The 23,808-nt window shown below is 67.8% G+C and carries 22 protein-coding genes; 11 read left to right on the top strand and 11 right to left on the bottom strand.

Annotation, left to right across the window (positions count from 1 at the left end):
* Nucleotides 1–13: 13 nt before the first annotated feature.
* Together EV645_RS07775 and EV645_RS07770 are read left to right on the top strand one after the other, a co-directional pair.
* Nucleotides 14–358: a hypothetical protein gene (locus tag EV645_RS07775; RefSeq protein ID WP_130441164.1), complete on the top strand. Its 345-nt coding sequence runs from the start codon at nt 14–16 to the stop codon at nt 356–358.
* 114 nt (nt 359–472) lie between these two features.
* Nucleotides 473–793 (top strand): hypothetical protein, encoded by a 321-nt coding sequence (locus EV645_RS07770; RefSeq protein WP_130441162.1) that lies wholly within the window; start codon nt 473–475, stop codon nt 791–793.
* Nucleotides 794–841: 48 nt separating this feature from the next.
* Here EV645_RS07770 and EV645_RS07765 read toward each other — a convergent pair whose 3' ends face one another.
* Both EV645_RS07765 and EV645_RS07760 read right to left on the bottom strand, forming a co-directional pair.
* A complete protein-coding gene (locus EV645_RS07765) occupies nt 842–1,057 on the bottom strand; it encodes a hypothetical protein (protein WP_130441160.1) in 216 nt (71 codons plus the stop codon).
* A gap of 73 nt (nt 1,058–1,130) precedes the next feature.
* On the bottom strand, nt 1,131–2,168 hold the full coding sequence (locus tag EV645_RS07760) for a LacI family DNA-binding transcriptional regulator (protein ID WP_130441158.1): 1,038 nt from the start codon (nt 2,166–2,168) through the stop codon (nt 1,131–1,133).
* 109 nt (nt 2,169–2,277) lie between these two features.
* Between EV645_RS07760 and EV645_RS07755 the strand changes: the two genes are divergently transcribed.
* Nucleotides 2,278–2,982 carry a copper homeostasis protein CutC gene (locus EV645_RS07755; RefSeq protein ID WP_130441156.1) on the top strand — a complete coding sequence of 235 codons (705 nt, stop codon included), beginning with the start codon at nt 2,278–2,280 and terminating at the stop codon, nt 2,980–2,982.
* Nucleotides 2,979–3,245 (top strand): DUF4031 domain-containing protein, encoded by a 267-nt coding sequence (locus tag EV645_RS07750; protein WP_130441154.1) that lies wholly within the window; start codon nt 2,979–2,981, stop codon nt 3,243–3,245. The genes EV645_RS07755 and EV645_RS07750 overlap by 4 nt, the downstream gene beginning before the upstream one ends.
* Before the next feature lie 15 nt (nt 3,246–3,260).
* Here EV645_RS07750 and tuf read toward each other — a convergent pair whose 3' ends face one another.
* Together tuf and EV645_RS07740 are read right to left on the bottom strand one after the other, a co-directional pair.
* A complete protein-coding gene (tuf, locus tag EV645_RS07745) occupies nt 3,261–4,448 on the bottom strand; it encodes an elongation factor Tu (RefSeq protein ID WP_130441152.1) in 1,188 nt (395 codons plus the stop codon).
* 295 nt (nt 4,449–4,743) lie between these two features.
* The gene (locus tag EV645_RS07740; RefSeq protein WP_130441150.1) at nt 4,744–7,125 is read right to left on the bottom strand and encodes a PQQ-binding-like beta-propeller repeat protein; all 2,382 of its coding nucleotides are present in this window, start codon (nt 7,123–7,125) and stop codon (nt 4,744–4,746) included.
* A gap of 143 nt (nt 7,126–7,268) precedes the next feature.
* On the opposite strand from EV645_RS07740, the gene EV645_RS07735 reads away from it, so the two are divergent.
* Nucleotides 7,269–8,186 (top strand): Gfo/Idh/MocA family protein, encoded by a 918-nt coding sequence (locus EV645_RS07735; protein ID WP_242000266.1) that lies wholly within the window; start codon nt 7,269–7,271, stop codon nt 8,184–8,186.
* Here the strand turns inward: EV645_RS07735 and EV645_RS07730 are convergent.
* Both EV645_RS07730 and EV645_RS07725 read right to left on the bottom strand, forming a co-directional pair.
* Nucleotides 8,170–10,416: an outer membrane protein assembly factor BamB family protein gene (locus tag EV645_RS07730; protein ID WP_130441148.1), complete on the bottom strand. Its 2,247-nt coding sequence runs from the start codon at nt 10,414–10,416 to the stop codon at nt 8,170–8,172. The two genes, EV645_RS07735 and EV645_RS07730, sit on opposite strands and share 17 nt — an antisense overlap.
* Nucleotides 10,417–10,513: 97 nt before the next feature.
* Nucleotides 10,514–10,825 (bottom strand): ArsR/SmtB family transcription factor, encoded by a 312-nt coding sequence (locus EV645_RS07725; protein ID WP_130441146.1) that lies wholly within the window; start codon nt 10,823–10,825, stop codon nt 10,514–10,516.
* Nucleotides 10,826–10,914: 89 nt separating this feature from the next.
* Between EV645_RS07725 and EV645_RS07720 the strand changes: the two genes are divergently transcribed.
* Genes EV645_RS07720 through EV645_RS07710 form a run of 3 tightly spaced genes read left to right on the top strand, consistent with a single transcriptional unit; the run spans nt 10,915 to nt 14,556 of the window.
* Entirely contained in the window at nt 10,915–12,105 is a 1,191-nt protein-coding gene (locus EV645_RS07720) for an MFS transporter (RefSeq protein ID WP_130441144.1), read from the top strand.
* A 31-nt stretch (nt 12,106–12,136) separates the two neighbouring features.
* Nucleotides 12,137–13,141 (top strand): hypothetical protein, encoded by a 1,005-nt coding sequence (locus EV645_RS07715; RefSeq protein ID WP_130441142.1) that lies wholly within the window; start codon nt 12,137–12,139, stop codon nt 13,139–13,141.
* Complete coding sequence (locus EV645_RS07710; protein WP_130441140.1) at nt 13,138–14,556, top strand: hypothetical protein; 1,419 nt, start codon at nt 13,138–13,140, stop codon at nt 14,554–14,556. Before EV645_RS07715 ends, EV645_RS07710 begins: the two co-directional genes overlap by 4 nt.
* Here EV645_RS07710 and EV645_RS07705 read toward each other — a convergent pair.
* From EV645_RS07705 to EV645_RS07685, 5 genes are all read right to left on the bottom strand, one after another.
* On the bottom strand, nt 14,553–16,565 hold the full coding sequence (locus EV645_RS07705) for a HelD family protein (protein WP_130441138.1): 2,013 nt from the start codon (nt 16,563–16,565) through the stop codon (nt 14,553–14,555). The two genes, EV645_RS07710 and EV645_RS07705, sit on opposite strands and share 4 nt — an antisense overlap.
* Before the next feature lie 38 nt (nt 16,566–16,603).
* Nucleotides 16,604–17,392: a phosphatase PAP2 family protein gene (locus EV645_RS07700; RefSeq protein WP_130441136.1), complete on the bottom strand. Its 789-nt coding sequence runs from the start codon at nt 17,390–17,392 to the stop codon at nt 16,604–16,606.
* Between the two features lie 100 nt (nt 17,393–17,492).
* Entirely contained in the window at nt 17,493–18,380 is an 888-nt protein-coding gene (locus EV645_RS07695; RefSeq protein WP_130441134.1) for a carbohydrate ABC transporter permease, read from the bottom strand.
* Nucleotides 18,377–19,339, bottom strand: a complete 963-nt coding sequence (locus tag EV645_RS07690) for an ABC transporter permease subunit (protein WP_130441132.1) — start codon at nt 19,337–19,339, stop codon at nt 18,377–18,379. Before EV645_RS07690 ends, EV645_RS07695 begins: the two co-directional genes overlap by 4 nt.
* Nucleotides 19,339–20,961 carry an extracellular solute-binding protein gene (locus tag EV645_RS07685; RefSeq protein WP_130441130.1) on the bottom strand — a complete coding sequence of 541 codons (1,623 nt, stop codon included), beginning with the start codon at nt 20,959–20,961 and terminating at the stop codon, nt 19,339–19,341. Before EV645_RS07685 ends, EV645_RS07690 begins: the two co-directional genes overlap by 1 nt.
* 47 nt (nt 20,962–21,008) lie before the next feature.
* Here EV645_RS07685 and EV645_RS07680 point away from each other — a divergent pair, with 47 nt between their 5' ends.
* The 3 genes from EV645_RS07680 to EV645_RS07670 are packed head-to-tail and all read left to right on the top strand — an operon-like array spanning nt 21,009 to nt 23,761.
* Entirely contained in the window at nt 21,009–22,073 is a 1,065-nt protein-coding gene (locus EV645_RS07680; protein ID WP_130441128.1) for a sialidase family protein, read from the top strand.
* A 14-nt stretch (nt 22,074–22,087) separates the two neighbouring features.
* Nucleotides 22,088–23,023 carry a dihydrodipicolinate synthase family protein gene (locus EV645_RS07675; RefSeq protein ID WP_130441126.1) on the top strand — a complete coding sequence of 312 codons (936 nt, stop codon included), beginning with the start codon at nt 22,088–22,090 and terminating at the stop codon, nt 23,021–23,023.
* A 27-nt stretch (nt 23,024–23,050) separates the two neighbouring features.
* Nucleotides 23,051–23,761, top strand: a complete 711-nt coding sequence (locus EV645_RS07670) for a FadR/GntR family transcriptional regulator (protein WP_277876988.1) — start codon at nt 23,051–23,053, stop codon at nt 23,759–23,761.
* Nucleotides 23,762–23,808 lie beyond the last annotated feature (47 nt).

Below are 23,808 nucleotides of genomic sequence, written 5' to 3'. Positions count from 1 at the left end.
ACTCTGAATGGCGATGAACGAGCCAGGGGTGTTGCTGACTGCGCGGGCGATGGTGCTGCACGACCTTGCCGCGCGGGGCTTCGACGACGCGGTGATGGTGTCGCTGCTGGAGGACGCCGTGGCCGGTCGTCAGTGGTGGCTCGACCAGTGGCCGGACGGCGCCGAGCACATCGCCGGTCTGGTCGCCCAGGACGTACAGGACCGTCTGGTCGACTCCGGAGTCCGCTGGCCCCGCTGCACCGCTTGCGACGACCTGCACGACCACGAGCTCCGCATCGAACCAGAGCTCGGCCCGGACCCCCACTGGGTCTGCGAACGAGCCGGCATCGCAGTCGCGCCACTAGGCCACCTGACGTAGGTCGTGCTGCCGACGGAGGCCGGTGGTGGTGTCCGTCTCGCTGCGTAAACTGCTGGCTCGCATGCCCGCTACGCGCATACTGACGGTTTCGCGTTCGACCCGAAGGACTGAGCCGTGCCCGACCGACCTGAGATTGTCTGCATCTGCGGCTCTATCCGGTTCGCGGACGAGATGCGCGCGGCGAACCGTGATCTGACCTTCGCAGGTGTCATCGTCGTCGCGCCAGGCGTCTTTCCCGCCGAGAATCACGAAGCAGACGAGTCGATCACCGACGAGCAGAAGGCCGCGCTCGGCGCCCTCCACCTGCGCAAGATCGACCTGGCCGACCGGGTTCTGGTCGTCAACCCAGGCGGGTACATCGGCGAGTCCACGAGCCGGGAGATCGCCTACGCCCAGGCCACCGGCAAGCCGATCTCGTTCACCCATCCCAGCTGACCAGCAGACCGAACCCCACGGCCCGGCTGGGACGTGGGGTTCGGTTGGTCAGCCGGCCGCGGTGGTGCAGGTGGGGTCGATGCGGTTGGCCAGGCGGATCTCGCGTTCGGCGGCGGCGCGGAGTACGGCGCTGAGCCGGGTGCGGACCGGGGCGGTACGGCGCGGGGCGGGCTCGTCGTGTACCTGGGGAGCGTTCGGGAGAGCGGACTGCGCGAGGTTGCGGGCGTTTTCGACCGCGGTGTTGCCGGGGGTGAAGTACGTCATGGTTCTGCTCCCTCCTGAGAGCGTGGTTGATCAACCTGGGAACCGGACGGTTCCAGGTGGGTGTGTGGAGTTGTCAGCGCTTCGGAGCCGGTCCGCTGCTGGAGCGGACGATCAGCTGCGTCGGCATCAGTACTTGGCGCTCGGTGGCTGACGGGTCGAGCAGGATCCGTCCGACCGCGCGTCCTTTGTCCTTGATCGGCTGGCGGACCGTGGTCAGCCCGGCAGCTTCGGCGGCCGGGATGTCGTCGAACCCGGCCAGGGTCAGATCGCGACCGGGGGTGAGCCCCCGGACCTTCATTGCTTCCAATGCGCCGAGGGCCTGTACGTCGCTCAGCCCGACGATCGCGGTGGGGCGGTCCTGCGAGTCGAGCACGTACTCCGCGCCGCGCACTCCGGACGCGAACGCGTTGTGTCCGCCGGAGACGATGCGCAGCCGCGCGTCCGGCATCGTCTTGTGCAGTCCTTGGATCCGCAGCTCGCAGTCGGTGTACCCGACCTCGTCGAGGGTCAGCTCGACCGGTCGACCGCCGGCGGCCTCGGCGTTGTCGACCAGCACGACGACGTCGCGGTGACCGAGCCGGGTCAGGTGCTCGCCCAGTTGTGCAGCTGCTTCTACCTCGTCGATCGCGACCCACGACAGGTCCGGGTGGTCGCCTCGATCGGTCGAGACGGCAGGGATCCCGCGGTTGGCGAGGATGTCCAGCGCCGGGTGCCCACCCGGGACGCAGAAGATCGCAGCCCCGTCGATGGCTGCCTGCTGTACTGCGTTGCTCCCGCCGGCGATGTCGGTCGAACTGAGCGGCATCAGCAGCAGGCTGGTGGCGAACTCCTCCGCGACCTCGGCGAGCCCGGCGAGGAAGCCGACCGCGTACGGGTCCGAGAAGGCGTAGGCCAGCTTGTCCGTGAAGAGCACCCCGACCGCGCCGGCCTTCCCGCTCCGCAAGGCGCGGGCCGATGCGTCCGGTCCGGAGTACCCGAGCTCGTGGGCGGTGGCCAGGATCCGCTCGCGGAGCGCGGTGGAGAGCTGGTCGGGCTTGTTGTACGCGTTGGAGACGGTCGACGGCGAAACGCCGACGGCCTTGGCCACCGTCTTCAGCGTCACTCCGGCCATCTCGCTCACCTCTTCTGTATCGTTCTTCTAAATCGTTCTAGAAAAACGATACAGAAGGCTGGCGGCGAGTGCAACACCAATTCCGCGAAGGTGCGAGAAGATAGCGGGCATGGGTTCGTTGCTGGAGATCATCGCCCTGCATCCGGCGGATGCGGAGGCGGCGCAGGAGGGTGGGGCGGACCGGCTGGAGCTGTGCGCCTCGATGGAGGCGGACGGGTTGTGCCCGTCGGTCTCGACGGTCAGTGCGATCCGCCGCGTCACCGATCTGCCGTTGCGGGTCATGCTGCGGCTGGAGAACTCGTTCACCACCGACGGCGCCGAGCTGAACCGGCTGACCGCCATGGCGCAGTCGTACCTGTCTGCCGGTGCGGATGGGTTCGTGCTCGGCTTCCTGACACCTGACAATCAGGTGGACGTCGAGTCGGTGTCTGCACTGACCAGTACGTTCGCCGGTACGCCGTGGACGTTCCACCGCGCTATCGACGCCGTGCTCGAGCAGCAGCGGGCGTGGAGCGCACTGCGCACCCTGCCCGGTCTGGACTGCGTACTGACCGCTGGCTCGTCGATCGGCGTCAGCCACGGGCTGGATGAGCTGTGCAAGCTGGCGAAGGCGGACTCCGCCGTGGCCGGCGTGATGATGGCCGGCGGTGGTCTCCAGCCGGAGCATGTCCCGTGGCTGTTCCAGAGCGGCGTACGCCGGTTCCACGTCGGTACCTCGGTGCGCCAGGACGGCTCGTGGACGAAGGCGTACGTGAACTCCCGGTTCGTGCGTTCCTGGCGCAATCTGCTCGACGCCCAGGACGCCCGCGAATGATCCTCATCGACCCACCCGCCTGGCCGGCCTGGAACAGAGTCTGGTCCCACCTGGTCAGCGACGAGTCCTACGAGGAGCTGCACGCATTCGCGAAGACCGCCGGCATCCCGTCCCGCGGCTTCGACCGCGACCACTACGACGTACCCAGCGACCGGTACGACGACCTGATCGCCGCCGGCGCCGTGCCGGTGTCCAGCCGAGAGCTCGTCCGCCGCATCACCGCGGCGGGGCTCCGGCACAGGAAACGGCCCCCGACCGAGTAGATCGGGGGCCGTTGTTCAGTCGAGCACTTCGGTTACGGTGCCGGCGGCTACGGTGTGGCCGCCTTCGCGGACCGCGAAGCCGAGGCCGACGTTCATCGCGATCGGCTTCTCCAGCTCCACGCCGAGGTCGATCGTGTCGCCGGGCATCACCAGGGTGATCTCACCGAGGTCGATGCCGCCGGACACGTCCGTCGTACGGAAGTAGAACTGTGGGCGGTAGTCCGCAGCGAACGGGGTGTGCCGACCGCCTTCCGCCGTGGACAGTGCGTGCAGGGTCGCCCGGAACTTCCGGTGCGGCTGCACACTGCCCGGCAACGCCACCACCTGGCCGCGACGGACCTCGTCGCGCTTCACGCCACGCAGCAGCACCGCCGCGTTGTCGCCCGCGTCCGCGGACTCCAGCGACTTGCCGAACGTCTCCATGCCGATCGCCGTGCTGGTGACTGTCGGACCGAGGCCGACGACCTCGACCGCGTCGCCGAGCTTCAGCGAACCGCGCTCGACCGCGCCCGTGACCACTGTGCCGCGGCCGCTGATGGTGAGCACGTTCTCGATCGGCATCAGGAACGGCTCGCCCAGCTCACGGTCCGGCACCGGCACGTAGCTGTCGACTGCGTCCAGCAGCTCACCGATCGCGGCGGTCCACTTCGGGTCGCCTTCCAGCGCCTTCAGACCGGACACGCGCACGACCGGTACGTCGTCGCCCGGGAAGCCGTACTCCGAGAGGAGCTCACGGACCTCCAGCTCGACCAGGTCGAGCAACTCGGGGTCGTCGACGGTGTCCGCCTTGTTCAGCGCGACCACCAGGTACGGCACGCCCACCCGGCGCGCGAGCAGCACGTGCTCCCGCGTCTGCGGCATGGCGCCGTCCTGTGCGGAGACGACCAGGATCGCGGCGTCCACCTGCGCGGCGCCGGTGATCATGTTCTTCACGTAGTCGGCGTGCCCGGGCATGTCGACGTGCGCGTAGTGCCGGGTCGCGGTCTCGTACTCCACGTGCGAGATGTTGATCGTGATCCCGCGCTGGATCTCCTCCGGCGCACGGTCGATGCCGTCGAAGGCGACGAAGCGGTTGACACTCGGGTCGCGCTCCGCGAGCACCTTGGTGATCGCGGCGGTCAGTGTGGTCTTGCCGTGGTCGACGTGACCCATCGTGCCGATGTTGAGGTGCGGCTTGGTCCGCACGAACTGGCTCTTGGCCATGAGTTTTCCCTTGTATGTCAGAGGATTCGATGAGAGCCAGGACCCTCCGGCAAGCCCTTCAGTGCTGTCACCACACGGAGGGGGCCGGTGAGAGCCACCCTCCTCCGCGGGTCCTGCTCAGCAGGAGGAGGGTCAGCTTCGAGTACCGGTGAAGGTTGCTGAATCGACTGACGTCGCGCACGTGGGAGCGCCCGTCAGGCCGGTGCCTGACAGGTCGTGCTCGAAGAAAACCACGCGGGACATGGGCATCACGGTAGATGTCAACGCTGCCCTGGGCAACGTAATTCCCGACGGGTTAGTTCAGCGCGAAGAGCCGGGTGCCGTCGGAGAAGACCGGACGGGCGGCGGCCACGGCGACGGCGGGTTTGTTGCAGGTGACCTCTTCGGACTTCGCGACCGGCTGGGCGTTCACACTCGGCAGGATCGGTCGCGGCTGTACGCCGGTGGTGCCGATCATGACGGGGGAGCAGCTGCCGTTCGGCTGCGGCATCAGTGTGACTACGCGCCCGTCCGGCAGCAGCCCGAACCCGTTCCGCGGGTACTCCGGTTGCTGTAGCTTCGGCGGCACTTGCAGCAGGTGATGCCACTGCGGCGTGCCATCGGCCGGGCTCGACGACGACACGTCGTACGTCTGTGCTTGTCCAGGGTCGTTCCCGGTCCGGCAGGTGACCAGCACCAGCGACGCGTGCGTTGCGGCCAGCTGCGCGTCGCACGACGACGATCCAAGTCGCGGCCGCGGCGTGCCCGGCACCGGCGTGGTCCAGATGACGCGGCCCTCGCCGACGTCGACGCTCCACTGGTACAGCGTCCCGCCGGCTGCCCCGGTCCAGATCAGACCAGACACCTCACGGGTGTCCGGTACGGCGACCAGGTCCCCGACCCACGTGGACGGGTCCAGCTCCGCACTCAGGTCGATCCGTGCGCCCAGGTCGACCTCCCAGCGCTGAGCACCGGTCTTGAGATCCAGTCCGCGTACGACGGCACTGTTCCCCGCGCATGCATCCACGACGACCGCCTGGTCGCCGACGAGCTCGCCCTGGGTCACGTTGCAGCGCACCTGCGCCCGCCAGTGCGTCGGGCTGCTCACGCCATGTGCGACGACGTAGTTGCCTTCAGCCACGAGCAGCTGGTTCTCGTCGACCGCCAGCGCCGTACCGTCGGTGTGTACCTCGGTCAGCACCTTCCCGCTGACCGCATCCAGTACGGCGTAGGTCGGAAGGTCGATACCCGCAGGCTCGCGGTACTCCGAGTGCGGGAGATGCGCCGCGATCGTCCTGGTATCCGCCGACACCAGCAGACCCTTCGCACCACTCGATGCGGCGTCCTGTACGTCGGCACGCGAGTAGCGCCAGCGGATCTGGCCAGTGGCCGCGTCGGACATCACCACGCCGTCCGACCGCAGTTCGGCGACTCCACCCGCAGTACCCGTGATCGCACCGGTCGCGGGGACCTCGCGACTCCAGGCCAGCGTGCCGTCGAGCTGCACCGGCAGCTGGGTCGGCTCGATCGTGGTCGTCGTACTGACTGTGTTGGCAGTCTCCAGCCGGGCCTGCACGAACGGCTCACCGGCCGACACGACGACCCACGCCAGCAGCGCACCGCAGATCGCGGTCGCGCCGACGCCCAGCCACCGCGGAGGAGCCTGTGCGTACGGCGGTGCGAGCCGCAACCGTCGCGCCAGCGCCAGCAGTGCGCCGGCCAGCACCAGAGCCACCGAAGCGAGCATCAGGTACGGCCAGCGCTCCGACATGGCTGCACCGGGCTGTGCGGCCGGCCAACGCCACCAGCACAAGCCGATCGCGACCACACCGACAACAGCGAAGACAACGGCCGGAATGGTCACCAGTCGCTGCTGAGCACGCCGGAACCACGCACAGGTCAGGGCGGCCGCCACCGCCGTACCGGCGATCGGAGCCCACACCGGGAAGCCACCGGCGTCGGTCGGGTCGGCCGGCCACTTGGCAGCCGCACCGAGGCCGCGGCCCAGGAGGACCGAGGACGCGACGACTGCACCGAGGGCAGCACCGAAGTAAATGATCGGGATCAGCCCGCCGATCGGTCGGGCCGCTCTAGGGCCCAGGGACCCGACCTCCCGGGTCAGGTTGTCCCGGGCCGGTCTCTCCCACTCCTCGTGGCCTCTCGGCGTCACGTACAGGCGCGTCTCGCTGAGGCCCTGCAGGAACGTCATCCGGCCGCGGGCGAAGTCGCGGTCCGCGATGTGCGCGTACTCCTGCCGGATCCCGGCGGCGTACTCGTCGTAGCGGTGCTGCGGCAGGCTCAGGATCCGCAGGTCGGCGTCGCAGAGCACGGCGCCGTTGCGGTCGTCCGGTGCGCAGTCGTGCTTCGCGGTCAGCCGGACCAGGCGGCCGATCTCCTCGACCTGCGCGGCCTCGACGCCGTACGCCGCCAGCTCGAGCTCGGCCAGCTGGGCCGAGACCTCCTCGTTCTCACCGGGGTCGGCCTGCGGGTCGTAGATCGCGTCGTGGAACCAGGCCGCCAGCCGGACCGTGTCCGCGTCGTCGGCGTACTCGGCCAGATCGTCGATGGTCTCCAGCACCTCGGTCAGGTGGCGCTGGTCGTGATAGTGGCGATGTTGCTCTGCGTAACGAGCCAGCAGATCGTCGCCCAACGGCTGCGCGTGCGGCAGCAGGCGATTCCACTGGTCGCGCAGGTCCATGGCTAAGGAGTCTGGCACCCTATCGGAGCCTCTACCGACCGATCCGGGGTTCCCGGATAGGGTCGTGGCCAAAGCGATATCGGCTCGTCACCTGACCGGTTCGACAGGTGCGTCCGGCATCGAATTCCACCGGTGGAATTGCGGTGCAGATCACACTTTCGGCCTTGGAGGGCGAGATGCGGTTCGGTCTGGTGGGGACGGGCGGGTGGGCGGCGCGTACGCACGCTCCGGGGCTCACGGCGGCGGCCGGGGTCGAGCTGGCCGGCGTCTGGGGGCGGCATCCGGAGAAAACGGCCGCCTTCGCGGGTGAGTTCGGGCTGGCGGCATACGACGACTACGCGGAGTTACTCGAGTCCGTCGACGCGCTCGCGTTCGCCGTACCGCCGAGGGTTCAGGCGTCGATGGCGCTCGAAGCGGCAGCCGTCGGGAAGCATCTGCTGCTCGACAAGCCGGTCTCCGACTCGCTGGACGACGCCCGCGCGCTGGTCGAGGAGGCCGAGGACGAGGGCATCGCGTCGGTCGTGTTCCTCACCCAGCGGTTCGAGCCGCCGATGCGCGAGTTCTTCGCCGGTCTGGAGGCCACCGGGGGCTGGAAGGGCGGCTGGAGCCGGATGCTCGCCTCCTTGGATGCGCCGGGCAACCGCTACACGAACTCGGTCTGGCGGCGCGAGGAGTGGGGATCGCTCTGGGACGTCGGCCCGCACGCGCTGTCCAACCTGGCCGCGATGCTCGGTCCGATCGGTGAGCTCACGGCTGTCGGTGGTGGCGACGGTCTGATCCATATGGTCCTCACGCACGAGTCCGGCGCGACCAGCACGTGCAGCATCACACTGCTCGCCCCACCGGCCGGCAGCAACTTTGAGACCGGAGTCTGGGGAGAGTCCGGTACGGCGCTGCTCCCGGAGCGCACCACCCTTGCTTCGGACGCACTCCGCCTCGCCGCGGAGGAGCTGGTCGTGGCAGCGGAGTCAGGCGAGTCCCATCCGACCGACGTAGCCTTCGGCACCCGCATCGTCGAGCTCCTGGCCTCCGCGCAGAAGCAGCTCAGCGCAGGGCGATGACCGTGCCCGTGCCGGACGTGAGGACCAGATTCCCGACGGCACGCGGATCGCGGTTGCAGGAGATGCCGGTGGGCAGGCGGACCTGACGGAAGCCGGTCTGGCTGATCACGTTTGCGACGCAGCTGGTCGGACCGCGGCCCAACGAGATGACACGGCCGTCCGCTGTCACCGTGACCTTCACGCGTGGGCTGACAGGTGCCTGGGTCTGCCAGGCGGTCAGACCGGTGTTCGCGTCGATCGCCGTGACGATGGTCCTGCGGTTCTCCAGGCTGCTCGGGCCGGGGCAGTCGACGACGATCAGGTACTTCCCGGCACCGTTGAGCAGCGTGCGGCACGACCAGGTCCTCGGCACTTCCCAACGCCAGCGGACGTCGCCGGTCCGCGGTTCGATCGCCGTCAGTGCGGCAGGTACGTCGGCGTCCCCGCCGGGCTCGGCCACGACAACCAGACCGGCGACAACGACAGGTCGCCGGTACGTGTCCGACGTCTTCGTCCACAGCTTCTTGCCAGTTTGGACGTCCAGCGCAGCCATCTCGTCAGGGCGGTCGTCGCAGGTGTGACTCACGAACGTGACCACCGTCTCGGCCGTGGCGATCGCGCCCAGGTCGGTGCAGTCGCCCGAGTCGTACGTCCAGCGTTCGTGGCCGCTCGGGTCCACGCCGTGCAGCTTGCCGGAGCGATCACCGGTCAGGAGGGGTTGGGACTGCTGGATGAACCGGTCCCGCGTTCGGCCGGGCCAAGCGGCCTTGCGCTCGCCGGTGTTCGCGTCGAGCAGGAGGTAGCCGACGTCGGCGAACTGGGCGAGGACGTAGTCGCCGTTGCCGGTCGCAGCGATGACCGGCTTCTCGTCGGAATCGGATCGGCTGTACCGCCAGCGCAGTTCGCCGGTGGCCGCATCGAGCATCTCGACCACGCCGCTCGGACGAGGGATCGCGATGCCGTAGCGGGTGCCGATCGCTTCTTCTGCGCCGGTGCCGGCAACCGACTCACTGACCCACGCGACGTTGCCGTCGAGGACGGACGGCGTCGCCTTGCCCGCTTGGCCTGGTGTTCCTTCGACCCGCTCGTTGGAGCTGAGCACATAGCCGCGCGACAGCGGCTGGATGATCAGCAGCAGCGCGAGAGCCACCGCGACCGGTGCTGCCAGCCACGCGAGTTGTTGGCCCAGGTTGCGCGCCGGGAGAAAGCGGGCCGTCCTGGTGCGGAGCAGCGAGGCCACCAGGGCTGCAGCGCTGGCGATCAGCAGCAGGAGCAGTGCGGAGATCATCAACGGGACGCGGAGACCGACCCCAACGGCAACGTTCGTCCGAGGTGCCTGCGCCCAGGCGACGAGCAGTCCGGTCACCGCGATCGCCAGTACGGCGCCGGCGATGAGGCGGGCGCGCTGACTGGCGCTACGGGCGCAGCGGAACAGGATCGGTGCGCTGAAGAACGACAGGACAGCCAGCGCGATAGGTGGCCAGCCGGCTTCGTCTTGTGCTGCTGGGGTTTGCCAGGACGCACCAGAGGCGGCGATGGCGACCACAGCGGCGGCGATCGCGGTGAAGGTAGCGGTCGCGGTCAGTGCGGCCTGTTGCCAACCACGCCACGGAGCGGGGAGTTCGCTGTCCAGTCCGGCCAGCTCCGACTCGAGGTTGACGCGTGCGACCGGTCCGAGTCGCTGCCGCGCCAGCTGCGTGCGGTAGAGGTGGCCGTCGAGCAGTTCGCGTACTTCGTCGTACCGGTGCTCGAGTGCGACCTTGCGGTCGCCGGCGTCCCGACGTACCTCGGCGGTGTGGACGGCGTACCGGCTGGGGTCGGCGGCGAGGATCGCGTTGACGGCATCGAGCAGTACGTCGCCGTTCGCGTCGCGGCGAGGTGGTGCGTACGCGTCCGGTGGTGGTGCGGCGAGGTCACCGGTCAGACGGATCAGCCGGGCGACTTCGGCGATGCGGATCGGCGGTACGCCGTACTGCGGGAGGAGCTGCTCGGCCAACCGGGCTGAAGCCTCGGCGTCTTCGGATGGCGTGCCACCCGGCTCGTGCACGGCACGGTGGAACCACGCCGCGAGCCGGACGCTGGTCGGGTCGGTGGAGAGCTGGATGAACGAGTCCAGCGCGGTGAGGACGATGCCGAGGTACTGGTCGCGGTACGCGCGGCGGTTGCGGTCGACGTACCGCGCGATCAGCTCGTCCGCGAGGGAGGCAGACCCGGGCACCAGGTCAGCCCACCGCGCCCGAAGCTCCACCACTGCTTCAGTCTGCCAGCAGCACCTCTACAACCAGCCCTCGATCACCCCACCGCCACCTTGCGGTTGGCGTGCAGGTTCACCGGGTGTGTGCAGATGGTTACTGCTTGGCGGACAGGATCCCCGTGAGCAGGCCCGGGTACAGCGCCTCGAGGTCCTCGCGGCGGAGGATGCTGATCCGGCGGGTGCCGTCGGTGTGGGTGGACAGCACGCCGGCCTCGCGCAGTGTCTTGAGGTGATGGGCGCGGGTGGACGCGGTGACGGGGAGCTCGATCTCACCGCAGCAGACGCCTGCCGGGTTGTCGGCCAATGCGCGGACGATCGTGAGCCGGACAGGCTCGCCCAGCGCCTGCAGAACCGCTTCGACGCGGATCTCTTCCCGCTCCGGCTGCGGGAGGACTTTTGTGGCCATGTGTCCATAGTACGACGTCGGTCGAAGTTCGATGAAGATCGTAGTACGATGACGATCGAACTAGTGAACCTCTTCCCGGAAGGCCTTCGATGTCCGCACGGATCTACCTGCTCGGCGCCGGTGCGTTCGCGGTCGGCACCAGCGCGTACGTCGTGTCCGGTGTGCTCCCCGACGTGAGCTCCGAGCTGCATGTCTCGCTGACCGCCGCGGGCCAGCTCGCCACCGCGTTCTCCCTGTCTTATGCGATCGGTGCGCCGATCCTGTCCACGCTGACCGGCCGGTGGGAGCGCCGTACGCTCCTGATCGCAGCACTGGTCCTGGCCGCGCTCGGCAACCTGATCGCCGCGCTGGCCGTCAACTACCCGATCCTGATCGCCGGCCGGGTCGTGGCTGCGTTCGGCGCCGCTATGTACACGCCGGCAGCCACTCTGTTCGCCACGAGCCTGATGCGACCGGAGGAGCGCGGGAGAGCAGTTGCCATCGTGTTCGGCGGTCTGACCTTCGCGCTGGTCCTCGGCGTACCTGCTGGCACCCTGCTTGGCCCGAGCCTTGGCTACAAGGGCGTGTTCGCTCTCATCACCGCAGTCGCCGTGCTGGTTGCTATCGCCGAGCGGGCCGCACTGCCCACGGTCGACGCGCCTCCAGCGGTCAGCCTGCGTGAACGCTTCGCCGGTGTGACTGATCGGCGCGTGCAGATCATCCTGGCGATCACAGTCCTCGCAGTGCTCGCCGCGTTCAGCGTGTACATCTACATCGTCCCGCTGCTGAAGCACACCGCCGGCCTGACCGGCAATGTGACCGGTCTGCTCCTTCTGCTGTACGGCGTGGGCGCGGTCATCGGCAATTTCCTCGGCGGCCGGATCACGGACCGCTTCGGCAGTCTGCGTACTCTCGCCGTGCTGATGATCGGCATCACCGCAGTCCTCGCGACACTGGACGTCACGCTGACAACCGAGGTGGGTGCCGGTGCCGCACTGGTGGTGTGGGGCATGCTGACCTGGGCCTTCAACCCGCCGATCCAGAACCTGTTGCTCGAGCTCGGCGGTGGCCTGCTGATCTCGCTCAACGCGTCCGCCATCTACCTCGGAGCCGGACTGTCGGCCGTGGTGGGCGGACTGGTCATCCAGTCGTTCGGCGTCGGCTATCTGCCAGTGCTGGCCAGCGCACTGTCCCTGGTCGTGCTCGGCCTGGTCTACGCGCTCTGGCGTGACTCTGCGCTCCAGCGGGTCGAGGAGCTTGAGCGCGACGAGGACATCTTCGTCACAGCGGCTGCTGACTGACGAGGACCTGCGGTAGGGCAGGCTTCTGCCCATGCGTCTGCTTGCCGGTGTGCTGTTGCTCGCCTCCACTCTGACGGGCTCCAGCGATCCGGCGGCAGTGGTCGACAGCTGGAAGACCTCACCGGTGTACGTCGATCCGGCGCAGCGGTCGCTGGTACCGGACAAGGACGCCGCCGAGCTGGCTGAACGGGTGAACGGGCACGACCCGGCGATTCGCATCGCGGTCGTGCCCGCCGCCGTACTCGGTCCTGGCGACCAGAGTGCGGCAGCCCATACGTACGTCGACCAGCTGGTCGATCGCCAGCAGGCGGACGGCATCTATCTGGTGGTGTTCGGCGGCGCCATCAGCTGGGGGAGTGCGGTCGGTGTCGACACCCCGATCGCGGAGATCCTGACCGACGAGCTGGGCAAGCACAGCCGTTCCGATCCGGTCGGCACGCTCAACGGAGTGCTCGACCAACTCGACGTACCGAAGACGTCGTCAGGCCCGGGATGGTTATGGGCCGGGGCGGGCGTCCTGGTGATGCTCCTGGCTGCTCTGTTCCTCGCTCGCTCGATACGTTCGTGGTCGCGCAAGAAGGACGAAGGACCCGCGCTCTACCGGCCGTCGTACGAGGTGCTGCCGGATGAGGTGGACACCGTTGCCGAGCGGCGTTCGGCTGCCCGCGAGGACGTGACGCGGTTCGGTGAGGAACTGGATGCGGCGGACGTGCGTCTGGTCGGCGTGGATACAGCGGCGGATGTGCAGGCGGCGATGGATGCGTACGCCGACGCCGGTCGCGTAGTCGACGGAGAGCCTGACGACGACAAGCTGCGCGAAGTCCGGGCCACGGTCGAGTACGGGCGTTGGCGACTGGCCAGTGCGCAGGCCAAGGTCGCCGGCACACCTGCTCCGGCACGCAGAGCCGCGTGCTTCTTCGATCCCAGCCACGGCACGTCCGTGACCGACTGGATGTACACGCCACCCGGCGGCAAGCCACGGGAAGTCCCGGTCTGTAGTGCCTGCCGCGACCGCCTCTCGGGAGGATCACGATGAAACGTCTGCTCGGCGCGTTCGCCATCATCGCTCTGTCGGCCCTGCCCGCCTTGCCGGCGCATGCTGCCACGGACCCTGACGCGTACATGAACACCGTCGCCAGTCACCTGGGCGACGCCGGTGTCTGGGTCGACCCGGACGTGAAGGAGCTGACGAGCAGCGAGGTCGCGGAGCTCGACGCCGCTGCCAAGAAGGCGTCCGCTCCGATCCGCATCGCCGTCATCCCTGCATCGAAGATCAACACGTCGGACAGCGGGTATTACGTGAACCTCGCCTGGGAGGGTGAGGAGATCGCAGACCAGTTGTACGACCGTGTCGGCGTCGAGGGCGTCTACGGCGTACTCGTCGATGCGAACTCGGAGTCCGCGGGACGCGGGTTCCACGCCGTACAGCGGGCCGACCACGGACCGACGTACTTCGTTGGCGACGCGGTGGACCAGGCGGTCGACTGCTGTGCGCCGGAGTACGAGCCGATGCTGGAGCGGTTCATCGAGCGGGCTCAGGTGGTCAACAAGCCGTTCTACGTCGACGCCGCGCCGTACGCCGGTGGTCTGGCCGGCGTGATAGGGCTCTGGTACGGCCTGACCGCGTGGGGTGCTCGCAGGACGCGACGGAAGGACGAGAAGGCTCACCTCAGCGTCAGCAAGCCGCTGCTGGACGAAGAGATCATCGCGCTGTCGCAGCAGGTCTCCGCGCTGCCGACGGTGTCCGAGCCGCAGCAGTCCAAGCTGTCGAAGGACGTGCTCGACACGGTAGAGAAGGCGCGGCACCGGCTGGACGAGGCACAGGGCGACAAGGACATCGAGGCAGTCACGACACTGCTCGGCTCAGCCCGCTACGGACTGGTCTGCCTGGACGCGGTCCGGGCCGGCAAGCCGATCCCGGAGCCGACAGCGCCCTGCTTCTTCGACCCGCGGCACGGACCGAGCACGGACGAGATCGAGTGGAAGCCCGAGGACGGAGCGGCTCGCTCGATCGACGTCTGCGCGGCCTGCAAGCAACGGGACGAGGCCGGCGAGGAGCCCCAGATCCGAATGGTGAAGGGCTGGCAGCTCTCGACGCCGTACTGGGAGCACGCCGAGGACCTCGCCGCGTACGTCGACGGCTACTGGTCACAGGGCGACGGCCGCGTGTGGTGGTTCCCGGACTCCGACTTCCGGCGCCGTGGCGAGGAGATGCGGTCGCGCTGGCGGTCCCGTCGGCCAGGTTCACGCTTCAGCCGGTTCAGCTCGGACCTCAGCAGCTCCGTCGGCGATTGGGCAGCCTCGTCGAGCAGCAGCTCGGATGACGACGGTGGGAGCAGCTGGTACAGCGGTTCGAGCCGGCGGAGTTCCTTCTCGTCGCGGACCCGCTCGAGCGGTGGCGGCTCGTCCCGGCGTTCGTCGCGCCGGTCCGGTGGGTCCCGCGGGTTCTAAATATGCGCAGTTAGAACCTCGGAGAGGTCTTCGTTGTGGACCACGACCAGTGAGGTGACCGCACGGGTCAGACAGACATAGAGCCGGCGGAGACCGGTCCGCTCGTCGGCCTCACCCGCCACGATGCCGGCCGGCTCCACCAGCACGACATGGTCGAACTCGAGACCCTTGGCAAGCGACGCCGGCACGACGTCCAGGTGGGCGTCAACGTCGTCTTCGTCGCCCAGAACCGAGAACGGGATGCCGTGCAGCGCTTTCCGGGTAGCAACCACCAGTGCGTCCGGAACGATCAGCCCGATCGACCCGGGACGCTCAGACACCTCACGTACGGCGGTGACCGCGGCGGCGAGGCTGTCCGGTACGCGGGAGATCGTGAGCTCACCACGCGCCCGTCGTACCGCCGTCGGGGGCTTGAGGTGCGGTGCGATTGTCGGGAGGAGGCGGGCGGCGTACTCGATCACTTGGCCGGGGACGCGGAAGCCCGCGGTCAGCTCCTCGGTGTGGGCGCCTGTCTTGCCCAGGTGCTTCAACGCCTCGTCCCAGGACGGCGTGGCCCACGGTGTGGTGCCCTGCGCGATGTCACCGAGGACAGTCATCGAGCCGGTCGAGCAGCGTCGTCCGACGGCGCGCAGCTGCATGGCGGACAGGTCCTGCGCCTCGTCCAGCACGACGTGGCCGAGTGACGGCGTACGGTCGACCAGATCTGCGATCTCGTCGATCAGAGTGGCATCGGCGACGGACCACTTGGCCGCACCAGCGGACCGCGGCAGCTTGTCCCAGATCAGCATCGCCTGCTCGTCTGCAGTGAGGATGCCGTCGGCGTGCTCAGCCAGCAGCTCGGGGTCGGTGAAGAGACGGAACAGCAGCTTCGCAGGGTCTACGGCCGGCCAGAGCGCCTCGGCGTACTGCTTGACCGGTCGGCTCCGCGCCACCGAGTCCTGCACCCGGTCGTCGGGTGAGTCGCCCGCCGCTTCCATGCGCAGCAGGACCGCATGGGCCAGTCGCTGGGGCAGCATCGCCCGGCCCGCGCCGTACCGGATGCCGCGGTTGCGCAGCTCGGTGATCAGCTCCTCGGCCTGGTACGCCGCGACGCGCCAGCGGTGCGCCCCACGCGGCACGACCAGCGACTCCTGGGGCAGATTGACGCTCGACCAGACGGCGCGGTGCAGTACTTCGGCCATCCGCGCGTCGCCCTTGAGCACGTCGACCAGCGCAGGCCCCGGCCCGGCGATCTTCACCCGCCCGACCAGCTCCTCGACTGTGGTCTGCTTCGCCTCGATCTCACCCAGTGCGGGGAGGACGTCGCCGATGTAGCGCAGGAAGCTCGCGTTCGGGCCGACCACGAGCACGCCGGCCCGACTGAGCTGGTCCCGGTACGCATAGAGCAGGTACGCCGCCCTGTGCAGCCCGACCGCTGTCTTACCGGTACCGGGCGCTCCCTGCACGCAGATGGTGTCGTCGACGCCGGCCCGGACGATCACGTCCTGCTCCGGCTGGATGGTCGCCACGATGTCCCGCATCGGGCCGGAACGCGGGCGCTCGATCTCGGCGTCCAGGATGTTGCTGTGCTGCTCGACCTGCCCGCTCGCGGTGAGGTCCTCGTCCTCGAACGCCGTCATCTCGCCGTGTGTGAAGCCGAACCGACGGCGTACCCCCACGCCCATCGGCTCGGTCTTGCTGGCCCGGTAGAACGGCACCGAGATGTCTGCTCGCCAGTCCACCACCAGCGGCTCACCCAGCGTGTCGTTCACGTGCCGGCGGCCGATGTGGAAGGTCTCGTCTGTCGGCTCGAGGTAGTCGAGCCGCCCGAAGAACAGCGGTACGTCGGGGTCGTCCTCGAGCTCCTTCATCCGCCGGTAGATGGCGGCCTTCAGGAACTCCTGGTTGACCCGGTCGGCGCTGTGGATCTCCAGTGCGCCGGTCTTCTCCCGCATCACGGCCAGCGCGGCCCGGGAGTTCTTGAGGTAGTCCTTCTCGGCCTGGAGGGTGTCAGACGTATCGGGGGGCATGCAGAAACCTCCGGCAGCAGTGGGGGAGCCCAGCTACGTTACTTGAGCACCTTCCGCGGTGGTACCGAATTACGCGAGCGCGGCCTGTCGGCGTGCAGGCCGGACCGAAGCAGGAACGGCAGGCTGGCCGCGAGCAGTAGCAGTGCGACGATGCCGTCCAGCCAGTAGTGGTTGCCGGTCACGACGACCACGCTGAACGTGACGATCGGGTGCAGCAGCCACAGCCAGCGCCAGCGCGACCTGGTGATCAGGATCATCGACAGCGCGATCAGGGCCGCCCAGCCGACGTGCAGGCTCGGCATGGCGGCGAACTGGTTCGTCGGCCCGCCGGTGTGGTCCGGCCCGTACACGGACTGACCGAACCGCAGCCCGGTGTCGACGAAGCCCGGCATCATCCGCGGCGGCGCCAGCGGGAACGCGATGTGACCGACCAGTGCCAATCCGGTGAGCGACACCATCGTCCACCGGACATGCGAATAGGCCTTCGGCCGCCAGATGCTCAGCCACAGCAGCACGGCGGCAGTCAGCGGTGCATGCACGCTCGCGTAGTACAGGTTGGCGCCTTGGACCAGATGAGGGAACTGGAGCGCCCAGTGCTGGATCGTGGCCTCGTTCGGCAGGTGCAGCCAGTTCTGGAACGACAGCACTTCGTGTGCATGGTCGAGCGCGGAGCCGGTATGCCGGGCCGCGATCTGCCGGCCCGCACTGTAGACGAGGAAGAGGGTGGCCAACAGGACTGCTTCCCGTACCACCCTCCAGAAGACCTGGACTCCTCGTTGCTGCTGTTCCCCACCCTGCCCCACCCGCTCCAGCGCTTCGATCCCCATACTTTTCGACGGTACCTGCCGTTCCCACAGGGTTTGCCCAGGCGCAACCCTGGCGTTGCCCTGGGCAACCCCCGAAAGGCACTTTGAGACGGGGCTGTGATCAGCCCTTGACGGCGCCGGTGAGAACGCCCTTCGCGAAGTGGCGCTGCAGGAACGGGTAGATGATCAGGATCGGCACGATCGACACGACCAGGATCGCCATCTGGATCGAGGCCTGCGGCGGGAGCAGTTCGGTGCCCAGCTCGGCGCTGCCCAGTTGGGTGTCGTTGATGACGTACGTCCGCAGTACCAGCTGCAACGGCCAGAGCTTGGAGTCGTTGAGGTAGAGCAGGGCGGAGAAGAACGCGTTCCAGTAGGCCACCGCGTAGAACAGGCCGATCACCGACAGCACTGCCTTCGACAGCGGCAGCACGATGTACGTGAACGTCTTGAGCTCACCCGCGCCGTCGATCCGGGCGCTCTCGGTGATCTCGTTCGGCAGGTTCATGAAGAACGCCCGCAGGACGACGACGTTGAACGCGCTGATCATCGTCGGCACGATCAGGGCCCAGATGCTGTCCAGCAGCCCGACGCCCTTCACGGTCAGGTACGTCGGGATGATGCCTGGTGAGAACAGCATGCTGAACAGCACGATCAGCAGGATCGGCCGCCCGGCGGTGAAGCTGGGCCGCGCCAGCGCGTACGCGAGCAGACACGACACGGTCAGACTGAGCACCGTGCCGATGACGGTGACGAAGATGCTGACGAACAGTGCCTGCGTCACCACGCCGCCGGCGAACAGCGATTCGTACGCCGCGAAGTTGACCGACTTCGGGAACAGCACCAGGCCGCCGGACTCGTTGATCTGCTTGTTCGGCGCCACGCTGGTCGAGATCACGCCGACGAACGGGATGATCACGACCGCGCAGAAGACCAGCAGCACGAGTCCCTTGAAGATCCGCATCGGCCAGCCGGGCATCGGCACGCCCTGGACGATCTTGGTACTCATCGCTGGTACACCCCCTGCTCGCCGAAGATGTGGGCGACCTTGTTCGCGGTGAGGACGAGGATCACGCCGACGACGCCCTTGACCAGGCCGACCGCGGCCGCGACACCCCACGCGCCACCGAGCACGCCGTTGTTGTAGACGTACGTGTCCAGGACTTCGCTGACGTCGCGCCCGACCGCCTGTTGCTGCAGGATGATCTGCTCGAACCCGACGGTCAGCGAGTCACCGAGCCGCAGGATGAACAGCAGGATGATGATCCCGCGCAGTCCGGGCAGCGTGACGTGCCACAGCTGTTTCATCCGGCTCGCGCCGTCCACACTCGCCGCCTCGTACAGCTGCGAGTCGATCTGGGACAGCGCGGCCAGGAAGAGGATGGTCGCCCACCCGGTGTCCTTCCAGATGATCTGCGACGTCAGCAACACGTGGAACAGCTCGGAGTTCCCGATGATGTTGATGGTGGCCAGGTCGTGGGACCGCAAGTAGTTGTTCAGCAACCCGCTGCCGCCGAGCATCTGCTGGAACAGCGCGACCACGATCACCCACGACATGAAGTGCGGCAGGTACAGGATGCTCTGCGCGATCCGCTTGATCCGCTCGGAGAACAGCGAGTTCAGCAGCAGCGCGAGCAGGATCGGCGCGGGGAACACGAAGACCGACTGCAGGCAGGTGAGGATCAGCGTGTTCTTCAGCGCCCGCAGGAACGCCGGGTCGCCGTTGAAGATCACGCTGAAGTTCGCCCAGCCCGACCAGTCGCTGCTGGTGATGCCCAGGTACGGCTGGTAGTCCTTGAACGCGATCACGTTGCCCAGCAGCGGCACGTAGTGGAACACGATGATCAGCGCGCAGCCGGGCAGTGCGAACAGCAGCAGCACGCGATCCCGCAGCAGCCGCCGGCCGAGGCTCAGCTGCTGCTGCGGACCCGTCTTGGATCTACGGAGGAGCGACGATCGTTGCAGCATTACTTCCCGCCTGTCGCGGTGAAAGCGTCCTGCAGCTCGCCGCGGATCTTCTCACCGCCCGAGGACAGGAAGGTCTTGACCGCGGGCGCCCACTCGGATACCTGCTTCTTGCCCTGCACGATCTGGTTCTCCAGATCGGTCAGTACGCCGGTCAGCTGACCCCACTGCTTCGACATCGTGTCGGAGTACAGCCCGTACGACGCGTCGTACACGAGCCGGTCCGCGATCTTCTGCTGGATCTTGTGCTGGTTCGTCGGTACGTCGGGCTTGCCGGCCCAGTAGAGCGCCAGCGTGGAGTCGGAGATGTACTGCAGGCCGATGCCCGTCTCCACGACACCGGTCTTGGTCGGGACCGGGTCCGTGCCCTGCATGGTGTAGTGCCGGCCCGCCACGCCGTACTTGCGGAACAGGTACTCCTCCGTGCCGAACGGTGCGGCCATCCAGTTCGCCACCTTGAGCAGCGTCTCCACGGAGTGCTTGGTGGACTTGTTGAACGCGGTGACGTTGTTCAGCGCCGCACCCATCCACACCTTGCCGTCACCACTGCTGAAGCCCGGTACGTCCAGCATGTTGACGCCGAACGCGTCGCCGGCGGTGTTGTCGGAGTAGTACTGGTTCCAGGCCACGAAGCTGTCGTAGTCGAATGCTGCGGTGCCGCCGTTGAACCACTGCTTGCGGGCGGCGGCCTTGGCGCTGAACGTGTCCGGGTTGATGACACCGGCCGCCACCATCTTGCGCGACGCCTCGAGCGCGTCCTCGTTGCCGTCGACCTCGTACACCGAGGTGAACTTGCCGCCCTCCTGCTTCCAGTTGTTCGGAAGGCCGAGCATCATCCGGATGTACGACGTGGGCACGCGGGTCCACGCCCAGCGGTTCTCCTTCGCCGCGGTCATCTCCTTGCAGATGTCGAAGAACTCCTCGAAGTTCTTCGGCGCCGGATCGTTGATGCCCTTCGCGGCGAGCAGGTCGGTGCGGTACAGCGGCAGCGACGTACGCGACATTCCGCGCGGCACCGGGACGCCGTAGATCGCGCCGTTGAAGACGCAGCCCTTCCAGTACAGGCTCGGGATGTTCGCCAGGAACGGGTACTTGTTCACGGCATCGCCGGACAGATGCTCGGTCAGGTCCATCGCCTTGGCCTTGAGCAGTCCGGGGATCTGCGGCGTGCCCGGCGGGACGTTCAGGATGTCCGGCAGGTCGCCGCCGGCGATCCGGGTGGCGAACTTGTCGTTGTACTCGTCGTTCGACGCCATGCTGATCTGCAGTTCGGAGCCGAGCCGCTTGTTCAGCTCCTGCCAGAACTGGTTCTTGTCGACCGACGGCGGGATCGCGCCCGGGATGTTGGTCATGAACGTGATCGGCTTGCCGTCACCAGGTGCCTCGGCAATCGCCTTCACCGGGTTCGCCGGGTACTTCAGGAACCCGTCGAGCACCACGTCGGTGCCGGGCAGGTCCGGCTTGATCTCGCCGTACTTCGTGTAGGTCGGGAGTTTCACCGCCGAGTTGGCGGCCGCGGTGTTCTTCTTGTCCGACGCGCACCCCGCCAGCAGCGGCGTACCGGTGACCGCGACAGCGGCGGCGGCCAGGCCACCGCCGAGGAAAGATCTTCTGCTGACTGGCATTGGGCCTCACTTCCATCGGAGGGCCACACCATGACATAGTACGTCCTATGTCTTCAAGAGTCGGCGCGATGGAAATCGTCTTCGACCCCGCCGGGAGCGGCTATCACACGTTCCGGATCCCGTCCGTGGTGGCGCGGGGTCCGCTGGTGCTGGCGTTCTGCGAGGGACGGCTGCACGGGTCCGGTGACGCGGGCGAGATCGAGATCGTCCTGCGGCGTTCGCTGGACGGCGGGCAGACGTGGCTGCCGGTTCAGGTGGTGTCGGCGAAGGCCGGCAAGACCTGCGGGAACCCGGTGCCGCTGTTCGACCCGGTGTCCGTCGACGTTGTGCTGGTGACGGTGGAGAACGGGGCGGACGCCGTCGAGATGTCATTGGCTCGTGGCACCGATCCGGAGTCGGGGCGGCGCGTGTTCGTCCAGCGGTCGTCGGACGACGGTGCGACCTGGAGCCCGACGGTGGAGATCACTGGTCAGGTCAAAAGGGCGGACTGGGGTTGGTATGCGACCGGACCGTGTCACGGGATCGCGCTGCGCTCGGGGCGTCTCGTCGTACCGGCGAACCACTCTTTTGTGCCGTCTGAGCCCGTAGACGACCTGATCCGTCTGAACGGTGGGCACTGCATCGTGAGTGACGACGGTGGTGTCACCTGGTCGGTGGGCTTCGCCGATCGCAACGACGGCGCGGAGATCAACGCCAACGAGACCACTGTGACCGAGCTGCCCGACGGACGGCTCTACTTCAACGCCCGCAACCACCAGGGCACCGGACCGGCCCGCGTGCACGCCTGGTCGTCCGACAGCGGCCAGACCCTCGATGCGCCGTACGCCGGGATCCCTGAGATCACGGCACCGGGTATCCAGGGCAGCGTGGTCTGTCTGCCCGACGGACGGCTGCTGCTGTCAACACCGGTCAACCCGACGTCCCGCCGTGAGCTGACCGTCTTCGTGTCTGAGGACTCCGGTGTGTCGTGGGAGCCGGCTCTGGTCGTGCACGAGGGCATGGCCGGGTACTCCGATCTGGTGCTGCTGGCCGACGGGTCCGTCGGCATCTTCTACGAGGCCGGTGAGACGTCCTCGTTCGCGACCTTGCGCTTTGCCACATTCGCCTTTTGAGGTTGGGAGACCCCTTGACCGCATCCGCCCGATTGACTGGCGTCGTACCGCCGCTCGTCACTCCGCTCACCCCGTCGTACGACGTCGACACCGCGTCGCTGGCGCGGCTGATCCAGTACCAGTTGGCCGGGGGTGTGAACGGGGTGTTCGTGCTCGGCACCTCCGGTGAGGGCACGTTCCTGACCGACGAGCAGCGGCAGGTCGTGCTGGAAACGACCGTGGCGGAGGTGGCCGGACAGGTGCCGGTGCTGGCCGGCGTTATCGACACGTCGACCAACCGGGTCGCCGCACACGTCTCCGCCGCTCTCAAGGCAGGTGTCGACGCACTGGTCGCCACAGCCCCCTTCTACGCAGCCACACACCGCGCCGAGATCGAGCGCCACTTCGTCAAGCTGGCTGGTCTCGCGGGCGACGTGCCGCTCTACGCCTACGACATCCCGTCCCGAGTCGGCACCAAGCTCCCAGCCTCCGTCGTCATGGATCTTGGCGAGCAGGGAGTGATCGCCGGCGTGAAGGATTCGTCCGGCCAGGAGACGTCGTTGCGCGAGTTGGTGCTCTCCCGTCGCGAGACGCAGTTGGACGACTTCGCGATCATGACCGGCTCCGAGGTGACAGTCGACTCCGCACTGGCCTTCGGCGTGGACGGCGTCGTACCTGGTCTGGGCAACGTGGACCCGGCGGGCTACGTCCGGCTGTTCAAGGCGGCTGTCGCCGGGGATGCGGCGGCTGCCCGGGCGGAGCAAGACCGGCTGTTCCGGCTGTTCGACATCATCAACGTCGCGGACCGGAAGCGGATGGGCGCGAGCTCGGCCGCGCTGGGTGCGTTCAAGGCAGGGCTGCATCTGCTCGGCGTGATCGACTGCCCGATCACGGCGTACCCCTGCATTCCTTTGAACGACACGGAGATCGCCGCGGTCCGGCCCCTACTCGACCGCGCCGGATTACACTGAGCGATTCCTAACCTAGGGAGGCCGGCAGTGACAACGGGTGGGCTCAGCCGGGCACGAGGTGCGGCAGGGAATCAGTCCTTCATCCGGGATGCGATGAAGTCGTACATCCTGGAGCGCGGGCTGAAGGCGGGTGACCCGCTGCCCAACGAGCAGGAGCTGATGGCGCAGCTCGGCGTCGGCCGGCACCCGCTGCGCGAGGCGATGAAGGCACTGCAGGCCGTCGGCATCATCGAGATCCGGCACGGGTACGGGACGTACGTCGGCGAGGTCAACCTGCAGTCCCTCGAGGACGGACTGGCCTTCCGGATGTCGCAGTCGATGGCGGGCGACCTCCGCGACGTACAGAACGTCCTGGAGGTCCGCCAGGCCATCGAGGTCGGCCTGGCGGACGACGTGGTCGCCCACTTCAAGCAGTACGGGTACGACGCGTTGGAGCCGATCGTCCAACGCATGGAAGCCAAGGCCACCGACGGCCAGTACTTCCCCGACGAGGACTGGGCCTTCCACCAAGCCCTCTACGAGCCCCTCGGCAACGCCTTGGTCATCGACCTACTGTCCGTCTTCTGGCGCACCTTCGCCCAGGTAGACGCCCGCCTCCCCGGCGCCCGCTACACCCCCGCGGACGCCGCCGCCTGGCACCGAGACCTTCTCAATGCCTTGGAATCGGCCGACCCCGACACCTACGCCCACTCCATGAAGAGCCACTTCAACGGCATCCACACCCGCCTGGGCGAATAGTGCGCGCAAGGTCGACAGGACATATACGTCCACTGAAGAGGATCTGC

The organism is Kribbella rubisoli (genome assembly GCF_004217145.1).
Taxonomy (GTDB): Bacteria; Actinomycetota; Actinomycetes; order Propionibacteriales; family Kribbellaceae; genus Kribbella; species Kribbella rubisoli.
The sequence above is the reverse complement of the archived record's forward strand: the minus strand, read 5'-3'. Positions and strand labels throughout refer to the sequence as shown.